The organism is Candidatus Hydrogenedentota bacterium, from assembly GCA_012730045.1.
Lineage (GTDB): Bacteria > Hydrogenedentota > Hydrogenedentia > Hydrogenedentales > CAITNO01 > JAAYBR01.
The window spans coordinates 51,814-71,291 of sequence record JAAYBR010000047.1 but is presented as its reverse complement, the minus strand read 5'-3'; the positions used below and the strand labels follow the sequence as shown (position 1 = coordinate 71,291).

17 protein-coding genes are annotated in these 19,478 nt (G+C 69.1%); 4 read left to right on the top strand and 13 right to left on the bottom strand.

Annotated features, from left to right (window positions below; translation table 11 throughout):
* The 5 genes from GXY15_05000 to GXY15_04980 form a co-directional block, all read right to left on the bottom strand.
* Window positions 1-1,244: aminomethyl-transferring glycine dehydrogenase subunit GcvPA (locus GXY15_05000; GenBank protein NLV40570.1), on the bottom strand; the 1,244-nt coding region annotated here is incomplete at its 3' end.
* Between the two features lie 25 nt (window positions 1,245-1,269).
* Window positions 1,270-1,650: a glycine cleavage system protein GcvH gene (gene gcvH / locus GXY15_04995; protein NLV40569.1), complete on the bottom strand. Its 381-nt coding sequence runs from the start codon at window positions 1,648-1,650 to the stop codon at window positions 1,270-1,272.
* 24 nt (window positions 1,651-1,674) lie between these two features.
* On the bottom strand, window positions 1,675-2,754 hold the full coding sequence (gene gcvT, locus GXY15_04990; protein NLV40568.1) for a glycine cleavage system aminomethyltransferase GcvT: 1,080 nt from the start codon (window positions 2,752-2,754) through the stop codon (window positions 1,675-1,677).
* 225 nt (window positions 2,755-2,979) lie between these two features.
* A complete protein-coding gene (locus GXY15_04985; protein ID NLV40567.1) occupies window positions 2,980-4,404 on the bottom strand; it encodes a mandelate racemase/muconate lactonizing enzyme family protein in 1,425 nt (474 codons plus the stop codon).
* Window positions 4,379-5,122, bottom strand: coding sequence for a FadR family transcriptional regulator (locus GXY15_04980; GenBank protein ID NLV40566.1), 744 nt, complete (start codon window positions 5,120-5,122; stop codon window positions 4,379-4,381). The genes GXY15_04985 and GXY15_04980 overlap by 26 nt, the downstream gene beginning before the upstream one ends.
* 211 nt (window positions 5,123-5,333) lie before the next feature.
* Between GXY15_04980 and GXY15_04975 the strand changes: the two genes are divergently transcribed.
* A complete protein-coding gene (locus GXY15_04975) occupies window positions 5,334-6,470 on the top strand; it encodes a DUF5009 domain-containing protein (protein ID NLV40565.1) in 1,137 nt (378 codons plus the stop codon).
* 6 nt (window positions 6,471-6,476) lie between these two features.
* Here the strand turns inward: GXY15_04975 and GXY15_04970 are convergent, their stop codons facing one another.
* From GXY15_04970 to GXY15_04950, 5 genes are all read right to left on the bottom strand, one after another.
* On the bottom strand, window positions 6,477-8,258 hold the full coding sequence (locus GXY15_04970) for a hypothetical protein (GenBank protein NLV40564.1): 1,782 nt from the start codon (window positions 8,256-8,258) through the stop codon (window positions 6,477-6,479).
* Window positions 8,255-9,400 (bottom strand): glycerate kinase, encoded by a 1,146-nt coding sequence (locus tag GXY15_04965; protein ID NLV40563.1) that lies wholly within the window; start codon window positions 9,398-9,400, stop codon window positions 8,255-8,257. The genes GXY15_04970 and GXY15_04965 overlap by 4 nt, the downstream gene beginning before the upstream one ends.
* A gap of 73 nt (window positions 9,401-9,473) precedes the next feature.
* A complete protein-coding gene (locus tag GXY15_04960; GenBank protein NLV40562.1) occupies window positions 9,474-10,607 on the bottom strand; it encodes an acyltransferase in 1,134 nt (377 codons plus the stop codon).
* Complete coding sequence (locus GXY15_04955) at window positions 10,600-12,021, bottom strand: sulfatase-like hydrolase/transferase (GenBank protein NLV40561.1); 1,422 nt, start codon at window positions 12,019-12,021, stop codon at window positions 10,600-10,602. Before GXY15_04955 ends, GXY15_04960 begins: the two co-directional genes overlap by 8 nt.
* Window positions 12,018-13,394 carry a sulfatase gene (locus GXY15_04950; GenBank protein NLV40560.1) on the bottom strand — a complete coding sequence of 459 codons (1,377 nt, stop codon included), beginning with the start codon at window positions 13,392-13,394 and terminating at the stop codon, window positions 12,018-12,020. The genes GXY15_04955 and GXY15_04950 overlap by 4 nt, the downstream gene beginning before the upstream one ends.
* A 242-nt stretch (window positions 13,395-13,636) precedes the next feature.
* Here GXY15_04950 and GXY15_04945 point away from each other — a divergent pair, with 242 nt between their 5' ends.
* Window positions 13,637-15,181 carry an arylsulfatase gene (locus GXY15_04945; protein NLV40559.1) on the top strand — a complete coding sequence of 515 codons (1,545 nt, stop codon included), beginning with the start codon at window positions 13,637-13,639 and terminating at the stop codon, window positions 15,179-15,181.
* A 4-nt stretch (window positions 15,182-15,185) separates the two neighbouring features.
* Here the strand turns inward: GXY15_04945 and GXY15_04940 are convergent, their stop codons facing one another.
* The 3 genes from GXY15_04940 to GXY15_04930 are packed head-to-tail and all read right to left on the bottom strand — an operon-like array spanning window position 15,186 to window position 18,222.
* A complete protein-coding gene (locus GXY15_04940) occupies window positions 15,186-15,764 on the bottom strand; it encodes a hypothetical protein (protein ID NLV40558.1) in 579 nt (192 codons plus the stop codon).
* 12 nt (window positions 15,765-15,776) lie between these two features.
* Window positions 15,777-17,450 carry a DNA repair protein RecN gene (gene recN / locus GXY15_04935; protein ID NLV40557.1) on the bottom strand — a complete coding sequence of 558 codons (1,674 nt, stop codon included), beginning with the start codon at window positions 17,448-17,450 and terminating at the stop codon, window positions 15,777-15,779.
* A gap of 7 nt (window positions 17,451-17,457) precedes the next feature.
* Window positions 17,458-18,222 carry a TlyA family RNA methyltransferase gene (locus tag GXY15_04930; GenBank protein ID NLV40556.1) on the bottom strand — a complete coding sequence of 255 codons (765 nt, stop codon included), beginning with the start codon at window positions 18,220-18,222 and terminating at the stop codon, window positions 17,458-17,460.
* A gap of 90 nt (window positions 18,223-18,312) precedes the next feature.
* On the opposite strand from GXY15_04930, the gene GXY15_04925 reads away from it, so the two are divergent.
* Together GXY15_04925 and GXY15_04920 are read left to right on the top strand one after the other, a co-directional pair.
* Complete coding sequence (locus GXY15_04925) at window positions 18,313-19,050, top strand: 16S rRNA (uracil(1498)-N(3))-methyltransferase (GenBank protein NLV40555.1); 738 nt, start codon at window positions 18,313-18,315, stop codon at window positions 19,048-19,050.
* A 78-nt stretch (window positions 19,051-19,128) separates the two neighbouring features.
* Window positions 19,129-19,476, top strand: coding sequence for a histidine triad nucleotide-binding protein (locus GXY15_04920; protein ID NLV40554.1), 348 nt, complete (start codon window positions 19,129-19,131; stop codon window positions 19,474-19,476).
* Window positions 19,477-19,478 lie beyond the last annotated feature (2 nt).

Below are 19,478 nucleotides of genomic sequence, written 5' to 3'. Positions count from 1 at the left end.
TCGGACCGCGTCCGCGTCTCGGTCACGGCGACCAGCAGCTCCTCCTGCCCGCCCGCGCCCACGGCGGCCAGGGGCAGCCCCGCCAGGAAACCGCGCTCCAGCAGCAGGGCCGCGGCGCGCTCCGCCGGGATTGGCAGGCGCACCACGAACTCGTTAAAGGTCGGCCCCGGGTTTGCGACGGGGAACCGCGCGGCGAGCCGCGCCTTCAGGTATTCCGCCTTCGCGTGGCAGGCCTCCGCCACCTCGCGCAGGCCCTCCGGTCCGGCGAGGCAGAGGTAGATGAGCGCGCGCAGGGCGCAGAGCGCCTGGTTGGAGCAGATGTTCGAGTTGGCCTTCTCCCGGCGGATGTGCTGCTCGCGCGCCTGGAGGGTCAGCACGAACCCGCGCTTCCCCTCCGTGTCCACCGTCGCCGCCGCGATGCGGCCGGGCATCTTGCGGATGAGGGCCTTGCGCGCCGCGAGCACGCCGAGATAGGGGCCGCCGAAGCCCAGGGGCAGTCCGAGCCCCTGTCCCTCCGCCACGGCAATGTCCGCCCCCATGGCCCCCGGCGATTTCAGCAACCCGAGGGACACGGGGTCAAAGGCCATCACCAGCAGCGCGCCCGCCGAGTGGCAGGCGGCGGCGAGGTCCGTGAAATCCGCCAGGTCGCCCCGAAACGCGGGATTCTGCACGATGACGCAGGCGGCGCCTTCGGGGTCCGCGCCGTCGGCGACTTCCACGTCCAGGTTTGCGGTTTGGGTGCGCAGAATGCCCCGCCAGACAGGGTTGACGGAATCATGCACCCGGACCACGCCGCGTCCGGTGGCGCGGCAGGCCATCACGGCCGCCTCGAAGACCGCCGTGCCCCCGTCATAGAGGGAGGCGTTGGCGCACTCCATGTCCGTGAGGCGGCAAACGGCGGACTGGTATTCGTAGATCGCCTGGAGCGTGCCCTGGGCGGCCTCCGGCTGGTAGGGGGTGTAGGCCGTGAAGAACTCGCTCCGCGAGGCCAGCGCGTCCACCGCCGCCGGGATGAAGTGGTCGTAGTAGCCGCCGCCCAAGAACGAAACCGGGGACACGGCGTTGCGTCCGGCCAGGCCGGCGACATGCCGGCGCAGGGCGGCCTCGGCCATGCCGGGACTCAGGTTCCACCCCCGCATGCGGAGCTCGCCCGGAATGACGGAGAACAACTCCTCCACGGATGCCGCGCCGATTTCGGCGAGCATCTCCCGGCGGTCCTGTTCGGTCACGGGAATCCAGCTCATGTCCTTCTCCTTTCCTGGCACCGCGTCACCCGCCGCAGAAGCTCTTGTACTGATCGAAATCCATCAGGGCTTCCAGGGCCGAGGGGTCCACGTCCTTCAGCTTGAAGAACCATCCCGCGCCATAGGGGTCCTGGTTGACCAGCTCCGTCGCCGCGTCCAGTTCCGCGTTGACCGCGGCCACGACCCCCGCGACAGGGGAGTAGATGTCACTGGCGGCCTTTACGGACTCCACCTCTGCGGCCTTGGCGCCCTGATCCAGGCGCGCGCCAAGTTTCGGCAGGTCCACATAGGTCACGTCCCCCAGCTCATGCTGGGCGTGGTCGCTGATGCCGACGGCGTACAGGCCGCCGTCCTCCGCGCCGATCCACTCATGGGTTTCGGTGAAGCGCAGGGACTCAGGGTTCATGGGGGCTGTCCTCCTCGAAATGGGTTATCCGGTGACCTTCATCCTGCAGGTGCCTTCCCGGTACACGGGGGCCTCGCAGACTTCTATTTCCAAATTGCGCGGGCCTGCGGCAAGCCGCCTACCGGGAACGGCCGCCGCCGGGGACAGGTAGGCCAGCCCCACGCCGCAGCCCAGGCTGGGACCGAAGGTGCCGCTCGTTACCGTGCCCGCGCGCTCCGCGCCGTCAAACACCTCGAACCCGGCGCGCGGCGCGCGGCGGTCCAGCGACCGCACCGGCGTCAGGCGCTCGTAGTTCCCCTCCGCGCGCTGGCGGAGAAGGCGCCCTTTCCCGGGAAAGTCGGAATCCCACGCGATGAAGCGGTCCATCGAGGCCTCCAGGGGGGTGCGCGAGGGGTCGAGGTCGTCCCCGTTCAGCGGGTAGGCCATCTCCGACCGCAGCGTGTCCCGCGCGCCCAGGCCGCACGGCACCGCACCGTCCCCCGCCAGCACGGCCTCCCACAGTGTCTCGGCGGCGTCGGCGGGTGTGAAAATCTCGTACCCCAGTTCGCCCGTGTAGCCCGCCCGGGTGACCACCATCGGAATGCCGCGCCACTCCATGCGGGTGCCGCTCCAATAGGCCAGCGGTCCGGCGGCCTCCATTCCCAGCGACAGCAGGAGGTCGCGCGAAAGCGGCCCCTGCACGTCAATCTTTGCCGTGGCCGCCGACAGGTCCTCCACGCCGGGCACCCGGGCCGCCAGCAGGGCCGACACCTCCTCCAGGGGGCCCGCGTTGGTGACCAGGTACATCTCCTCCGGGGAAAGGCGCAGGGCGACGCAGTCGTCAATGATGCCCGCATCGGCGTTCACAAGCGTGGTGTACCGGCAGCGGCCCGGTTTCAGGGAGGGCATGTCGCTGATGACGAGGCGGTCGAAGGCGGCAATGGCCTCCGCGCCCCGGATCATGAACTCGCCCATGTGCGAGCAGTCGAAGACCCCGGCGGCGCGGCGGGTGTGGAGGTGCTCCTCCACAATCCCGGCAAACTGGACCGGGAGGGCCCACCCGTGAAAGTCCACGACACGGGCGCCATGGCGGGCATAGACATTGAAAAGCGGCGTTTGACGCATCGGCATACTCCCCGCTGCGGGGTTTAAGGCCCGCAGCCGGCAAGAATCCTGCCCTGTCTTCCCCGCAGGGAAAGCGATGCGCCCAGGCGAGCGGCTTGGCCGCCTGCTGCTTCCCCGTGGTTTGACCACGTACTCTCGCCAGTCACAGCAGGCCGGAGGGGCGCGGGTATGATGCCACACAGAAACGCCCGCGTCAAATCTTTCCCGGCGGGGACGAAAAACCGCTCAGCGTTCGGCGCTGAAATCCGGATCGGGCAGGACGCGCCGAATCCGGTCGAGACAGTATCCGAAACCCGGCCCCGAAAGGGTGGACCGGTCGAGGACACCCGCGCGGCGGGTGTAAAGCCCCGGATGCACCTCCGCCTCGGGGAGGCTGGCGTCGGGATAGAACTGCATGCCGTTGCTTTCGACGCCCATGATGGTGCCCGCATGCGCGGCGAGCTGGACATGGGGAATCTGGGCGAGCATGGGGTTGGTCAGGTCCTGGACCATGAGGGTCATGCCGTGGGCCTTCGCCCAGCACAGGCTCAGGAGCGCCCCGGTCTGGGTCTTGCAGGTCTTGAGCGCGACACCGGTCCAGCCCAGTTCGCGGCCCCGCCGCACCACCCGCCAGTCATGGGCGCTCTCGTCCATGAAGAGCGGCTTGCGGGCGGACACGCTGTGGACGTCTATGCTGTGGGTCTCCAGCTCGTAGGGGAAGGGCTGCTCGACATAGAGCAGCATGCGGTAGATGCGCGGCTCCTCCGCCAGCAGGCGGTCGAGAACGCCGTTGACGTAGGCCGGATCGGTGACCAGGCAATTAAAGTCCGCGCTGAGCCAGTCCGCCCCCTCCTCCATCGCGATGCGCCCCACGGCGGTGAGACGGTCGTAGTCCCAGGCGGGGTCGTCGCCCCGCAGCTTGACCTTGAGGCACTTCAGCCCGTCCCGGCGGATCCAGTCCCGGAGCAGGAAGGGATACCCGTCGTCGGGCGCGGAGCCGTCGGCCTCCTCCGGGCCGATCCAGTCCTTCCCCCCCACAAGATGCCACACGGGTAGCCGGTCCGGGGCGGGGCGCGCCAGAAAGTCCTGCGGATACCTGCCCGCGAAACAGACCCCAGCATCGGGAGCGGATGTCAGAAAATGCGCAAGGTCGGCGTTCATCCAGTCCGCGTTGTAGGTTTCGTAGACCGGCACGCCGTGCAGGACGCCGTAGGCGTCGTGAAGGGCGATATCGAAGGCGGAGCAGCAGACCAGGGCGGCGAGCCAGGGCATTTCCGTTCCCGGCCGCGCGCGGTTGAAGTCCTGGAGCAGGACGGGCAGCCGCTCCTCCAGGAAGGCGTGGCCCACCTCCATCGGGTGCCCCGCACAGTCGAAAGAGGGCCATTCCCGGCACAGGACACGACAGAAGTCATGCAGGGCACGGAGCCGGACGTCGTAGGGCAGGGAGCACGGCCACACCCACTGCACGCTGAGGGGGGTCTCCCCCCATCCGGTGGCGCCGCGCCCCGCGCGGTCCTCCACGCGCAGGGCCACGCGCGCGCAGTCCACGCTGGTGAGGGTCTCCGAGCCAAACTTCAGCGGAACCCGCGTTGTGACCGGGAGAAGGTAGATATCCGCCCCGACCGGACAGATGTCTGTGGTCCTGTCAGGCACTGGGGACGGCCCCGCCATTCCTTGCCGCCTGCGCCCGCGCATCGGCCATGTTCTTGATGGACTGGTCAAGCATCTCCAGATACCCCATGATCAGGCGGTCCGCCACCTCAACATCCCGCTCGCTGTAGGCGCGCAGCAGCTCGCCCAGCAGGGTGGAGACGCCGGTGATGCCCACGATGGGAATCTCAAAGGTCCGCCGCAGTTTCAGGAAGATGCGGCCGACGCTGTTGTAGAGCAGGGCGTAGACCTGGTTGTGCGTGGAATAGGCCATGCGCTCGAAAAGCGCCTCGTAAACACGCTCCCGGTCGGCCTCCGGGCTGGACACCAGCTCGAGGAAGAGGGCGCGCACCTCGGCCTCCTCCTCCTCCGTATGCCGCTCCACGGAAAGGTTCACCACGGTGCGCACGATGTGCTTGCGGAACTCCATCACGTCCAGCAGGAAGGCGTAGTTGATGGACCCGTCCTCATTGGTAAGCAGGGTGTCAAAGATCTCGATACCCGCGAGGAAATGGAGCCGCTGGACATAGATGCCCGATCCCTGGCGGATGGTCACCAGACCCACGGCCTCGATGCGCTTCAGGGCCTCGCGGATGACGTGGCGGGCCACATCGAACTCCTCTGCGAGCGCGCGCTCCGTGGGGAGCTTCGACCCCACCGGGTATTCCCCCGAAATGATCTTGCGCGTGAGGCGGTCGGTGATGTTCATGGACCGTGTGGTCAGCGGCTTCTTTTCCATGCGTGTTTCCCGCGCGTCAGGGGTTTCGTCCTTCTTGGGCCGGAAAGGCCCCGGTATTATGCACAAGCCGGGGCGGTTTTTCGACAAACGGACCGGCCCGGGCACCGGGAAATTGGAGGACAGAGAGGTGCAAACGCGCGTCCTTTTCCGCGCGCGGGTTGTGGCGACCCCCCAAAAGGGCGTACCCTATGGCCTTTCTGGAGGACACCCCGTGACTGATACCCCCACCCCCACCGCCACCCCCACCCCCCCGCCGCCCGCCGTCCGCCGGATCGTGTCCGTGGACGCCCTGCGCGGCTTTGACATGTTCTGGATCGTCGGCGGCAGGGAACTGCTGATCGCCGTGGCCGCGCTGTTCTGCGGATCCCGCGGCGTGCCGAAGGCCTTCCTTTACCAGTTGTCCCACCCCGAATGGACGGGATTCACGGCCTGGGACATGATCATGCCCCTGTTCCTGTTTCTGGCCGGGGTGTCGCTTCCCTTCGCGTTTGCGCGGCGTCTGGGGGACACGCGGGACTACCGGGCCATTTACCGCCGCATCGCGCGGCGGCTGCTCCTGCTGTGGATTTTCGGCATGATCGCCCAGGGAAACCTGCTGGAGTTCGATCTTGACACGCTGAGTCTCTATTCGAACACCCTCCAGGCGATTGCCGTCGGCTATTTGATCGCGGCGGTCGCGGTGCTGCATTTCCCCCTGTTGGGGCAGGCCCTGCTGGCGGCGGCGCTGCTTGTTGCCTACTGGGCGCTCATGATGTTCGTGCCCGCGCCCGGACTGGCCGCGGGCACGCTGGAGCCCGACGCCAATCTGGCCCTGTGGCTCGACGAGTTCATCCTGCGGGGGTTCCGGGACGGCACCTCCTACGCGTGGATCCTCCCCGGGTTAGGCTTCGGCGGCACTGTGCTGCTGGGGGTGTTCGGGGGGCATGTGCTCCGCCACGACGCTTGGAGCCCGCGCCGCAGGCTCCTGGTGCTGACCGTCATTGGCCTCGCCTGCCTCGCGGGCGGCTGGCTGTGGGGAATTCATTTCCCCATCATCAAGCACCTGTGGACCAGCTCGATGGTGCTGTGGGCCGGCGGATGGAGTTTTCTGCTGCTGGCGGCGTTCTACCTCGTGGTGGACATCTGGCACTGGGAGAAGTGGACCTTCCCCTTCATCGTCATCGGCTCCAATGCCATCCTCATCTACATGGCCGCGCACGTGGTGAACGTGGGCGAATTTCTGGAGAAGTTCTGGACCACCGGCGACCCCGGCATGGTGGCCCAGGTGCTCATCGCGGCGGGGGCCGTGCTGGTCTTCTTCGTCCCCCTGTATCTCCTCTACCGCTTCAAAATCTTCCTGCGCGTGTGACGCCGGTCATCCCGGATTCTTTTTCCTCCATGCGCGGACAGCGTCCTCCGCCTCCGGGGGACACAGCCACACGCCGCAGCACCCCTCCCCTTCCCGTGAGGGTGTGACTTCCAGCGTGGGCGCGGGGTCCGACACCCCGAAACGGGGGCAGTACCAGAACCGCACCTCCCCCTCCCCCGGCAGATGGGCGGACAGCGCCGTTCCCGGCTCGGGCAGGACTAGGAGCACCGCCGCGCCCCGGCGGAGCAGGCAGGCGCCGTCTTCCCGCAGGGAGACCGCTGCGTCCGGGGCGGTGTGCAGCAGTGCCAGAAGTGACCCCGGGGCTCCGTCCCGCCGCACCGCCGCGTCGCGCACCCGCCAGGCGGGGGCGCTGTCCGGGCACAGAATTTCCCGACGGTGAACTACGCCGCCCGGCAGGGCCACCTCTCCCGAGAACCGCGCACCATCGGCACCCCCCTCCACCCGCGCGAAGGGCGGGGCGTGGCGGTTTCCGACCCGAAACACGGACCACGCCTCCACCGGCTCAATGCCGTCCACCACTGCGGTGTTGTGGGCCCGCACACTCCGGCACCACGCGCGCAGCGGGCTTTCCGCGTATCCATGGCACCCGGCATCCACCAGCATGCGCGTGTTTCCCAGAGAAAGCTCGAAGGTCAACGGGTCGCCGTGGGCATGGCCTGGCTGGACGGAGGGCACCGGGCCGGCTTTCACCAGAAGGCGTCCTGCGGCGTTCCCAAGCGCGTAAACCCCCGTGTCGGGGAAGTCGCCGCGCAAGCGAACCGCGCTGCCGCACCGGTGCGCGGCGAAGTCCGCGAGCGCTCGCGCCGGGAACGCCTCCCCGAGCACGGCGTCGTTGAACAGCGGAATGTCGCCGTCGGGATGCGCCACCCCCTGGAGAAAGTCCGCCATGCGCAGCAGCACAGGGCGCAACCGCTCCGCGGCGGGGTGCTCGTCCCCCAGGGCGGCATGCAGCACCAGCCCGTCCCACAACGCCAGGGCGTGGTACATGGGACTCCGCTCGCAGTGCCCCCCGTCAGACAGCACCTGCCGGTCAAACTGCCTCATTGCCTCCGCCGCGCCCCGCGTCCACAGAGCCGCATCGCCCAGCACCGCGCCCGCCACCGCCAGGGCGCAGGCGTTCTTGAGCAAATGGTTCCCCTGAAGGTCCCATTCAAACCGCCGCGCCAGCCACCGGGCCTGGTGCTCCACGGAGGCGCGCAGATCCAGATCCTCCGGGGTAAACACCGCCCCCGCAAGCGACCAGTTCAGGATACGCTCCGAAACCGGGAACGGTTCCCATCCGTCGCCCGTCCCCGGCGGGTTGTTCCGCATCCAGTCTGAGAACGCGTCCCGCGCCAATGCGCGGTCCTCCGGCCGGGGAGCGTGCGTGTTCTCCAGGGCCAGCAACATCAGCCAACGGAACCCGTGCAGCTGGTAGCGCCAGAGTTTGGGCAGCGCGGCATCGTTCCACGGATACCCCGCTGCGGAGGCCGCACGGTTCAGAAAGACGGGGTGTCCCGAGCGAAGGGCTTCCAGCAGTCCCCCCCCCGCCGCCAGCCCGGCGCGGGCCGCATCCTCCAAAAAGGCGCGCAGGCGGGACAGCGTCTCCGTGTCAAGCGCCCCCTGTGTTCCGGGACCGCACCGCCGCGCCGCCGCGGGCGCAAAGGGCTGCTGCGCCGTGCGCAGAAGCCGCCAGCCGACCTGGGCGGGATGCAGGCGCGTCACCGTGCGCAAAAGACGCCCCGGGGAGAACGGAAGCCCCGCGTGTGCCGTGTCCGGGGACTTCATGGCCGCACCTCCTGGGCGGCGCGCCAGACACGGGCAAGCATGGCACTTCGGCGCCGCAACAGTTCCTCCGTGGCGACCATGGATTCCTCCAGGGACATGGGGCCGTCGGCCAGGGCGAAGGCGGCGGTCAGCCCCTCCGCGCAAAGGGCCGACAGATCCCCGGACAGGCTTCCCGCCAGGGCGATGACCGGCACCCCGGCGGCGCGGCCCAGCCGGGCCACCCCCACGGGCACCTTCCCCCAGAGCGACTGGGCGTCCAGCCGGCCCTCCCCCGTGATCACGAGGTCCGCCCCGCGCAGCGCCTCCTCCAGCCCCGCCTCGCGGGCCACCACCTCCACGCCGGGCACGAGACGCGCGCCGAGAAACGCCGCCAGGCCCGCGCCCAGTCCGCCCGCCGCGCCGCCCCCCGGCAGAATGCGAACATCCTTATCCAGGCCCCGCAGGACCACCCCGGCGAAATGGGCCAGGGCATCGTCAAGCCGTTCGGCCAGGACCGGGTCCGCACCCTTCTGCGGCGAGTACAGGAGAGAAGCCCCTGCGGGTCCGCACAGGGGGTTGTTCACATCGCAGGCGACCAGGATTTCCGTCTCGGCGATGCGCGGATCCAGCCCGGACAGGTCCACGTGGTCCAACCTCAGCAGGGCCTCCCCGCCCGGGGGAAGCTCCCGGCCTTCGGCGTCTTTCAACGACACGCCCAGCGCCTGGGCCATGCCCGCGCCGCCGTCGTTGGTGGACGTGCCCCCCACGGCCACGAGGATGCGCCGCGCTCCCCGGTCCAGCGCGGCGGCGATCATCCTGCCAATGCCGAAGGTGGTGGTCCGGGCGGGATTACGCCGTTCCGGCGGAATCAGCGAGAGGCCGACCGCCTGGGCCGACTCCACCACGGCGGCCCGGCCTTCGTCCAGAAACCCGAGGGACGCGGTGACAGGCTCGCCCAGGGGGCCCGTCGTCTCCACCCGCTCCACGCGCCCGCGCCCGCCGCCGACCAGGGCGTCGAGCGTTCCCTCACCGCCGTCGGCCATGGGAACGAGGCACAACTCCGTCTCCGGCCAGACAGACCGCCACCCGTCCGCGACCGCCGCCGCGACGCGCGCGGCGGACGCCGCCTCCTTGAAGGAGTCTGGGGCAATGACCAGTTTCATGGATCCTGTCTCCGGCGCCCGCAGTCCGCGACGCCGCAGGACAAAGGTAGGGGTTGGACCCCGCCGGAGTCAATCATGCGGCCGCCCTTTTTCGCCGGGGTTTCATGCCGAAGAGGAAGCGGACCGGGTTGAACGGCCGCACCAGCCCCAGATAGAGCAGCGCCGTGAAGGTCCCCGCCCCCGCCGTCACGATCAGGAACCCCGGCAGCGGCGGCAACGCGAATGGCCGGAGAAAAAACGCGGTGCAGACCACGATGGTCTGGTGAAGGATGTAGAAGGGATAGGCCCCCTCCGCAAGATGCGGAAGAATCGCCGGCCGCAGGTCCGCGAGGCGTTTCCCGTATCCAACCAGAGCGACCACCAGGCACCACATGGCAAAGCCCTCGTAAGAAATGTCCAGAGCCTTGCCGACCCAGAAATGGTGGTGCGCGCCGGCAACCCATCCGGCAATGGGTGCCGCCAGACACAGGAGACCAACGATCAAGGCGGCGCGCCTGCGCCTTTCCAGAGCGGCGGCAATCGCGGGGTCCGCCTGCCACAAGAAACCGGCGATGAATATGAGAAAGAAATAGGGGATGTTTTTGTCCCCAATATCCGGGACGAGCTGCGCGAGCATGAACGGAACAGGGACCAGCCAGAACGCCACCGGATGTTCCAGCAGAGCGGCGAGGCATCCTCGAAATCGTGCAGATGCGTCCCCGGCCAGCCATTTCAGCAGGGGAAACGACACGCACACATAGACGAAGAGGAACAGCACAAACCAGAGATGGGCCGGGGTGAACCCGCCTTCATAGCCTGAGAGGCCCGCCGGGCCGATGGTGAAGAACTGGCGGGGGTACCAGGAAAAATAGCCGCCGGACCAGGTGCCGCGCACCAGGCAGGCCAGATAGGACTGGGGCGGCACCACCACCAGCACGCCAAAGACAAAGGGAACCAGCAGGCGGCGGACCCGCTCCGCCAGGAAGCCGCCCGCGCCGCGCGCGGCGAGGGACATGCGGGCGGACGCCCCCGCCAGCCAGAACAGGAGGGGCATGTGCCAAGCACCGCAACCCGTCACCACCAGCGCACTGAGCAGGAGGCTTCTCTCCCCCCCTCTCACATAGAAATCGCCCCACGCGCCGTAGACGCACGCTGTGTGGAAGGGAACCAGCAGGAGCACCGCCCCGATGCGCAGCCAGTCAATGTCGGCCCGCCGCGTGTCAGCCATTCTTCGGTTTCAGCCTCCCCCCCTGCCGGTCCGTGGGCCAGTAGGTGTCGAACCGTGTGTCCCCGTGTCCCCGCATCCCCCCGTCCAGGGCGGCGCGCATCTCCGCCATCCGTTCCGAACAGGCGGGGTCCCCGGCAAGATTGCGCGTCTCCTCCGGGTCGTTTCTCAAATCGTAGAGTTCCTCACCATGCTCCAGATAGCGGCTGTACTTCCAGTCCCGCGTCCGCCAGGTGCGGATGGGGTTCACCCACTGCTGCTTGCCGTAGTACTGCACGGCCACGCCGTCCCTCGGCACGAACGGGACACCGCCGGACAACGCAGGGGCGAGGGACATGCCGTCCCCTTCGGGCACCTCCCTCCGCGCGAGGGCGCAAAGCGTCGGCGTGACATCCGCGAGCGAAACGAGGTCGTCGCTGCGGACGCCTGCGCTTCCCCCGAAGCGCGCGGGCACCCGGATGATCAGGGGCACGCGCACGAGCTGGTCGTACATGAACGGCCCCTTGTAGACCAGGCGGTGGTGGGTGTCCATGTCGCCGTGGTCGGAGACGTACACCACCACGGTGTTTTCCGCCAAATCCAGTGCATCCAGCGTGTCCAGCAGCCGGCCCACCTCATGGTCCACCAGCCTGCACTTCTCCCGGTAGGCCAGGCGGTATTTCTCCAGCGCGGCGTCCGGCCAGCCGCAGAACGGCTTGCCCTGGTCCTCCGTGAGAAACTGCCGCTGGGGGGCGGGTTTGCCCTCCAACGTGTCCGCCCACGAGGCGGGACGGGGCACCGTCGGCCCCTCGGGCCGGGGGCTGTCGGCGGAGATTTCTTTCGCCGCCCCGTAGATGTCGTGCGGGTTGATGTAGTTTACGAAAAGGGCGAAGGGCCCTTCTTCGCCATCCGCCCGGGATTTCAGGAAAGCCAGCGCCTTCTCCGTCGCGCCACCGTGGGCGTCGCCGTCCAGATCGCTGGCGTCGAAGTCCGCCGCGAAACGCTCCCGGTTCCCCAGATGCCACTTGCCGAAATAGCCGGTGTGGTACCCCGCGTCCTTCAGCAGCCGCCCCAGCGTGGGAGGGCCGGGCGCCATCGCCCCGATCCGCCCCCCGTCATGCCGCTGGACGTCGAGGTTCCCCAGCACACCGGTCCGGTGGGGGTACAGCCCCGTGTACAGCGTGGAGCGGCTCGGGGAGCATTGCGGGGTGGTGCAGAAAGCCTCGCGGAACCACATGCCCGACTTTGCCAGCCGGTCGAGCGCCGGGGTGTCAAAGAAGGGGTCGGCCACACCCAAAGCGCGGCCATGCTGCTGGTCGCTGCAGATCAGCAGGATGTTGGGCCGGTACGCGTCGTCGCCCACCGCCCCGGCGCGGCGCAGGGCCAGAAGGCTTCCGGCGGACACGCCCAGAAAGGTTCTGCGGGACAGGCTCTTCATGACGCAGGAATCCTCTCGGGAAGGGTTTCGCGCCACTCCGCCCAGCGCGCGCGCAGGGTCTCCAGACGTTCGGCATGCGCGGGGTCCGCCGCGAGATTGCGCGTCTCATGGGAATCCGCCGTCAGGTCGTAGAGTTCCTCCATCAAGGGGTCCGTGTCCACCCACCGGATGTAGGTCCATCCCTCGGCGCGGATGCCCTCGCTCCGGGGGATGAGTGGGTGTTTGAAGAGATGCTCGAAATACCAGTCCCTCCGCCAGTCCCCGGGGCTGTCCCCCCGCGCCAGTTCCAGGAGACTGCGGCCCTGCATGGTGTCCGGCACGGCCAGGCCGGCCCGCTCAGTGATGGTCGGGGCCAGATCAATGTTGAGTGCCATGGGGTCCAGGGCCTGCCCGCGCATTCCCTCGGGAATCGCGGGATCAAACAGGACCAGGGGCACACGGATGCTCTCCTCGTAGGCGTACCATTTCCCGGCCAGGCCGCGCTCGCCGTAGAACGCGCCGTTGTCCCCGACGAGCAGGATGACCGTATTGTCCGCGACCCCGGCGGCGTCCAGGGCGGCGCGGATGCGGCCGATGGCCCGGTCCACCCCGGTGATCATGCGGAACACGTCGCGCATGGATTCCTGATAAAAGTCGGGGGTGCAGAAGCGGACGCCCCAGCGCATGCGTCCCTCGCTGTTCTTCAGGAAGTCCGGAAGGGCCTCGTAGTCCCCGCAGGAGGAGTGCGGCTGCGGCGGCACGGCGACGTCCCGGTAAAGGGACTCGCATTCCGGCTCGGGCGGATAGGGCCGCCGCGCGTAGTCGTGGGAATGGGGCGCGTCAAACCCGACGGTGAGGCAGAAGGGGTGTCCTTTCGGAACGGAGGCGATGAAGTCCGAGGCCATGTCGGCGGTGATGCGGGTGACATGACGGCGCCCGCCGTCCACCTCGCGGAAGAAGGGCTCGTTGCCGGGAGGAAGCGGCCGCACGCCCAGCGCGGCGGGCGGCGTGCCGCCGACACCGTACTTCCCGACATGGCAGGTTTCATAGCCCGCCGCGTGCAGCAGAGACGGATAGGTGCGCGCCAGGTCCTCCGGCGCCAGGGGGGTGGCGAAGTCATGCACCCCGTGGCTGCGGGCGTGCATGCCCGTCAGGATCGAGGCGCGGCTGGTGCAGCAGATGGGCGTGGTGACGAAGGCGTTCCGAAAATGCACCCCCCCGGCGGCCAGCCGGTCCATCTCCGGCGTCTGGAGGATGGGGTGCCCGGCGAACCCGGCCATGTCCCAGCGGTGGTCGTCCGTGATGATGACGACGAAGTTTGGGGGCGCGGTGTCCCGCGCGGGCGCGCGCCGCGCGGCCAGGAAGGATAGTGAAGCGGCTCCCATTCCCGCCATGAAAGCCCTTCGGTTCAACCCGGCCATGCGCGGCCCTCCTGTGGTGTGGGTGCGGATTTCACTGTAGCACGTTCGGAAAGTCCGGGCAAGCGGAAGTGTGTTCGGGGCAGCATGGACGACATGGACTTTATGGACGGAATGGACAGAGGCCTGTCCGTGCAGGTCCGTGTCGGTCCGTGAAAGGGTCTGCTATACTGGCCGCCCACATGGAGGACACGGTCATGGCAAGAGGTTCCGGCGGCATTTCGCGCAGGACATTCATGGGGCGCGCGGGGGCGGCGGTGGCCGCCGCAGCGGTGCGGCCGGCCTTGGGGGCGGCCCCCTCCGCGCCTGCCAGAAAACCGAACATCCTGTTCCTTATGGCGGACCAGATGCGGGGGGACTGCCTGGGCGTGTCGGGGAATCCCGTCATCCAGACGCCGCACCTGGACCGGCTGGCCGCCCAGGGCTTCCATTTCGCGCGGGCATACAGTTCGACCCCCTCCTGCACCCCGGCCCGGGCGGCGCTGCTTACGGGCATGTCGCCCTGGAACCACGGACAGCTCGGGTACGGCCGGGTGGCGGAGAAGTACCCGTATGAGAAGCCCCAGGCCCTGCGCGACGCCGGGTATCATTGTTACGCCGTTGGAAAAATGCACTTCACGCCCCAGCGGAACCTTCACGGCTACCATGAGACGGTTTTGGACGAGTCGGGCCGGGCGGAGTCGCCGGAGTTCCGCAGCGACTACCGGGGCTGGTTCCGGTCTCAGGCGCCGACGCTGGACCCGGACGCCACGGGCATCGGCTGGAACGACAACACCTCCGCGCCCTACGCCCTGCCGGAGGAGCTGCACCCCACGCGCTGGACGGCGGACGTGGCGGAGCGGTTTCTGGATTCCTATTCGGGAGACGCCCCCTTCTTCCTAAAGGTGTCCTTCGCGCGGCCCCACAGCCCCTACGATCCCCCGGCACGTTTCATGGACGCCTACCGCGACGCCCCCCTGCCAGAGCGGGCCGTGGGCGACTGGGCGGCGCGGCTCGCCACGCGCAGCGGCGACGGACCCAGCCTGTGGCACGGCGACCTCGGCCCGGAGGCGGCGCGCGCCGCACGGCAGGGCTACTACGGCTCCGTGTCCTTCCTGGACGAGCAGATCGGGCGGGTGCTGGCCGCGTTGGAGCGCCGCGGGGACTTGGAGAACACGCTGATCCTGTTCACCGCCGACCACGGCGACATGACGGGGGACCACCATCTCTGGCGCAAGACCTACGCCTACGAGGGCTCTGCGCGCATCCCCATGATCGTGCGCTGTCCTGCGGACTGGACCACGGCCCCGGCCGGGACGCGGCTGGACCACCCCGTCGAGCTTCGCGACGTGCTGCCGACGTTTCTCGATGCGGCGGGCGTCACCGGCGCCCCGGCGATGGACGGGAGCAGCCTGCTGCGGCTCGCCCGCGACCCGAAGGCGGACTGGCGTCCCTGGATTGACCTGGAGCACTGCCGGTGCTACGCGGAAAGCCACAACTGGACGGCCCTCACAGACGGGCGGATGAAGTACATCTACCAGTTCGAGGATGGCCGCGAGCAGCTTTTCGACCTGACGGAGGACCCGCGCGAGCTGCGGGACCTTTCCGGTGTCCCCGGCAGTGCCGGAGTGCTGGCGGAATGGCGCGGGCGCATGACGGAGCATCTGGCCCCGCGCGGGGAGGAGTTTGTGAAGAACGGCAGGCTCGTCACCCGGCCGCACGCGGTGCTGTATTCGCCGAACTACCCCGGAGGCCCACCCGCCCCGAAGGGGAAAAAGACCTGACGTCTTACCCGGCGGCCTCGCGCTCGCGGATGACCGGCGGGTTCTCCCGGAACGAGGCCACGCATTTCCGGATGAGGTCCACCGGGTCCGCGGAGAAGAACAGGCGCGATCCCGTCGGCTTCTCGATCACCGGGAGGATGTCGTCCACATGGTCCGCAAAACCGCCGGTGCCGGTGAGCACGCCGATCATGCGGCCCTCGTCGTAGGCGATGGCGAACTCGCCGAGGGTGCCGGAGCGCCCGCCGACGATGATGATGATGTCGCAGCTGCGCACGCCGACGATCTCGCGCCCCATGAGGCCCGCGCCGGTGTAGATCATGACGTCAATGTGGTCCGTGGGGCTGCCGTAGTGGTCCACATGCTCGCGCACGCTGAGGGCCGGGGATACGCCGATGGTGAGCCCGCCGGAAAGCTTGCAGCCGATGACGGCCTGGTGGGGAAGGCCCGGACATCCGCCGGTGAGGATGGCGCACCCCTCCTCCGCGATGGCCCGGCCCAGGGTGCGGCACCGCTCCTCAATCTCCGGGTCCATTTTTCCGCCCGCAGACCCCATGACGCCGATCTTGATCCTGCTGCAGTCCATGCCATGACTCCTTTACTTCTTTGATCCCATGTCCCGCAGCAGCGCGCGCGCGTGCTCCAGGGAAACGTCGGAAAGCGACCCGTCCAGCAGTCTGGCCAGCTCCCGCTCCCGCGCCTCGCCGTCCACGCGCGCCACGGCAGTCGCCGTGACGCCCCTGCGGACCTGTTTCTCCACCCGGTAATGCGCCTCCGCGGCGGCGGCGATCTGCGGCAGGTGGCTGATGCACAGCACCTGGTGCGACGCCGCCAGCGCCGCCATCTTCTCCGCCACGCGCCGCGCGACCACGCCGCCGACGCCGGCGTCTATCTCGTCAAAGACCAGCGTGGGGATGCGGTCCATCCCCGCGAAGACCGACTTGAGCGCCAGCATGATCCGGGACATCTCGCCGCCCGAGGCCACGGCGCGCAGGGGTTTCGGCTTCTCCCCCGCGTTGGCCGAAAGGAGAAACTCCACGCCGTCCACGCCGTGGGCGCACAGCGGGATGTCCGTGAACCGCGTCTCGAAGCGCGCGCCCTTCATGTCCAGGTCGCGCAGGGTCTCCGCGATCTTCTTGTCCAGGGCGGCGGCCGCCTTTCGGCGGAGGGCGGACAGGGCGTTCGCCGCCTCCGTCGCCTCGCCGCGCAGGCGCGCCTCCTGTCCGCGCATCTCCGCGAGCCGCGCGTCCCGGGAGTCGTACCCGGCCAGTTCGGCGGCGGCCCGGTCCCGGTAGGCCAGGATTTCGGCGATGTCCGCGCCGTATTTCCGCTTCAGGTCGTTGATCATCCCCTGCCTGCGGTGGAGCGCGTCCAGCTCCGCCGGGTCGTACTCGGCGTCGGAGAGGTTGCCGCGCAGGGTCTCCGCCACGGCCTCCACCTGCGCGCGCGCGTCTTGCAGGGGCGCGGACAGCTCCAGAAACTCCGCGCTGATCCCCCCCAACTCCGCGATGCCGGACAGGGCGCGGTCCAGCAGGTCCACGACGGAGGGCGCCTCGCCCTCGTAGAGGGCGGCATAGGCGGACTCGGACAGCCCGCGCAGTTTCTCCGCGTGGATGATGCGGTTCAGGCGGTTCCTCAGCTCCTCCTCCTCGCCGGGCTGGAGCCCCGCGGCGTCAATCTCCGCGATCTCATGGCGCAGAAAATCCATGCGCCGGGCGGTGTCCCGGTCGTTCGACTCCACGGCCGCGATCTCGCGGGCCAGCGCGTTGAGCGCGGCCACCTTCTCCGCCAGCGCCTCCGCCTGAGGGCCCGCGCCCGCGTAGGCGTCGAGCACCTCCCGCTGGAGGTCGGGGCGCAGGAGGGACTGGTGCTCGTGCTGTCCGTGGAGGTCCACCAGCTCGTCGCCGAGGGCGGCCAGCACCGCGACGGGCACCATGCGCCCGCCCGCGAAGGCCTTGCTCCTGCCGTCGGGCAGGACCGTGCGCGCCAGGATAAGGACGCCGTCCTCCAGGGGGATGTCGTGCTCCGCGAGCAGGGCTCGCAGGCGCGCGGAGGGCCGGTCGAGGGAGAACGCCGCCTCCACCCGGGCCGCGTCGGCGCCGGCGCGGACCAGGTCGGCCGAGGCGCGCGCGCCCAGCACGAGGTTCAGCGCGCCGACCACAATGGACTTGCCCGCGCCGGTCTCGCCGGTGAGGGCGTTGAATCCCGGGGAAAGCGCCACCTCCAGCCGGTCAATCAGGGCGTAGTTTTGTATGTGCAGGGCGTCCAGCATGGGGCGTTTAGGATACTCCGCCGGGCGTGTCGGGGGGCGCTGAAAACCGGTGGAGCCGCGCCAGAAACTCGCGGTTCCCCGAGGGGCCCAGCAACGGAGACGGTACCACATCCACGTCCCGGAATCCCAGCGCCGCCGCCGCCGCGCGCACGTCCTCCACCACCTCCGCATGGACGGCCCCGTCGCGGACCACGCCCCCCTTCCCCACCCGGCTGCGGCCCGCCTCGAACTGCGGTTTGATCAGGGCGACCCCCTCCGGATCGGGGCCCATCAGGCGGAGGGTGGCGGGCAGCACGAGCTTGAGGGAAATGAACGAGCAGTCTATGGTGAAGAAGACAGGGGGCTCTTCCAGCCGCTCCGGCTCCAGATAGCGGATGTTGCATCGCTCCAAAACCACCACCCGGGGGTCCTGCCGCAGTTTCCAGGCGAGCTGGCCGTAGCCCACGTCCACGGCGTACACCCTCGCCGCCCCGTGCTGGAGCATGCAGTCGGTGAACCCGCCCGTGGACGCACCGACGTCCATCGCGGTCTTCCCCGCCACATCGAGGCCGAAGGCCTCAAAGGCGCCCTCCAGCTTGTCGCCGCCCCGGCTGACGAAGCGCGGGGGCTCCCGAAGCACGAGCGGGGTGTCGTCCGGGTAGCGCGCGCCGGGCTTGTCCAGCGTGAGGCCGTCGGGAAGACACACCTGTCCGGCCTGGATGACCCCCTGCGCCCGCGCGCGGGTCAACCCGAACCTCGCCTGCACCAGCATGTCCAGCCGTTCCTTCGCCATGGGGGAAGTATAGCGGCATGCCCGCCCCTCCGGCCAGCGGCGGGGCCGCGAAAGGATGAAGCGGCCTTCCCGGTCTGCTATCCTTTCCCCATGCCCCACACGCACCGCTTCTACTGCCCCGGTATGGACGCCGCCGCCGGGGGGGAACTCTCCCTCCCCGATGCGGAGGCGCGCCATGCCGTGTCCGTGCTCCGGCTGCGGGCCGGCGACCCGGTGGAGGTGTTTGACGGCCGCGGGCTGGCGGGCGCGGGCGTCTTCCTGCGGGGAAGCCGCGCGGAGGCCGTGGTGGCCCTGGAGCGGATGACCCGGCGGGAAGCCCCGGCTGTCGCCGTTTTTCTGGCACCGGCCTGGCCGCACCGGGACAAGGTGGTGGATGAAATCGTCTGCCGGGGCACGGAGCTGGGCGTGGCGGGGTTCCACTTCTGGCGGGCTGACCGAAGCCAGCGGGCGCCGGGCGCCGTGGAGCGCTGGCAGAGGCACACCGTGGAGTCGTGCAAACAGTGCGGCCGGGACACCCTGCCGTTGCTGCGCGCCTGGGACTCTCTGGACGCCCTCCTGTCGGAGGAAACGGGCGCGGTGGTGGCCGCCGATCTGGACAGCGGCGCGGACGGGGCGGTTCTGCTGCCCCCCGAAACGACCCGCGTGCTGCTGCTGGCGGGGCCAGAGGGGGACTTCACGGGGCGGGAGCGCGGTCTAATCACCGCACAGGGGGCCCTCCGGGTGAGTCTTGGGCCGCTGGTTCTGCGGACCGAGGCGGCTTCCGCAGTGCTGGCCACGCTCGCCCTGAACGCGGCGGGGCAGCTCGGTGCCCGGCTGGCCTTTCCTTGAAGGCGGGAACGCGGAATGGTAGTCTGGGTATAGAACAGGCGGCGGGCGGTGTTTCCCCGTCCAACAAGGAGCGGTTTCATGGCTGAAGACACCATTTTCGGAAGGATCATCCGCGGGGAGATTCCCTGCGACAAGGTGTACGAGGACGACCGGTATTTCGCCTTCCACGACATCGACCCCGCGTCGCCAACCCATGTGCTGGTGCTCCCCAAGAAGCCGCTCCCCAAGGTGAGCGACGCGAAGGAGGCCGACGAGGCGCTGCTGGGGGGGCTGGTGCTCTGCGCCAACAAGGTCGCCCGCCAGCTGGGGATCGCCGAGGGCGGCTACCGCATGGTGATCAACTGCGGAAAGGCCGCCAACCAGGAAGTGTTCCATCTTCACCTGCACCTGCTGGGCGGCCGGGATTTCACCTGGCCTCCGGGCTGAGA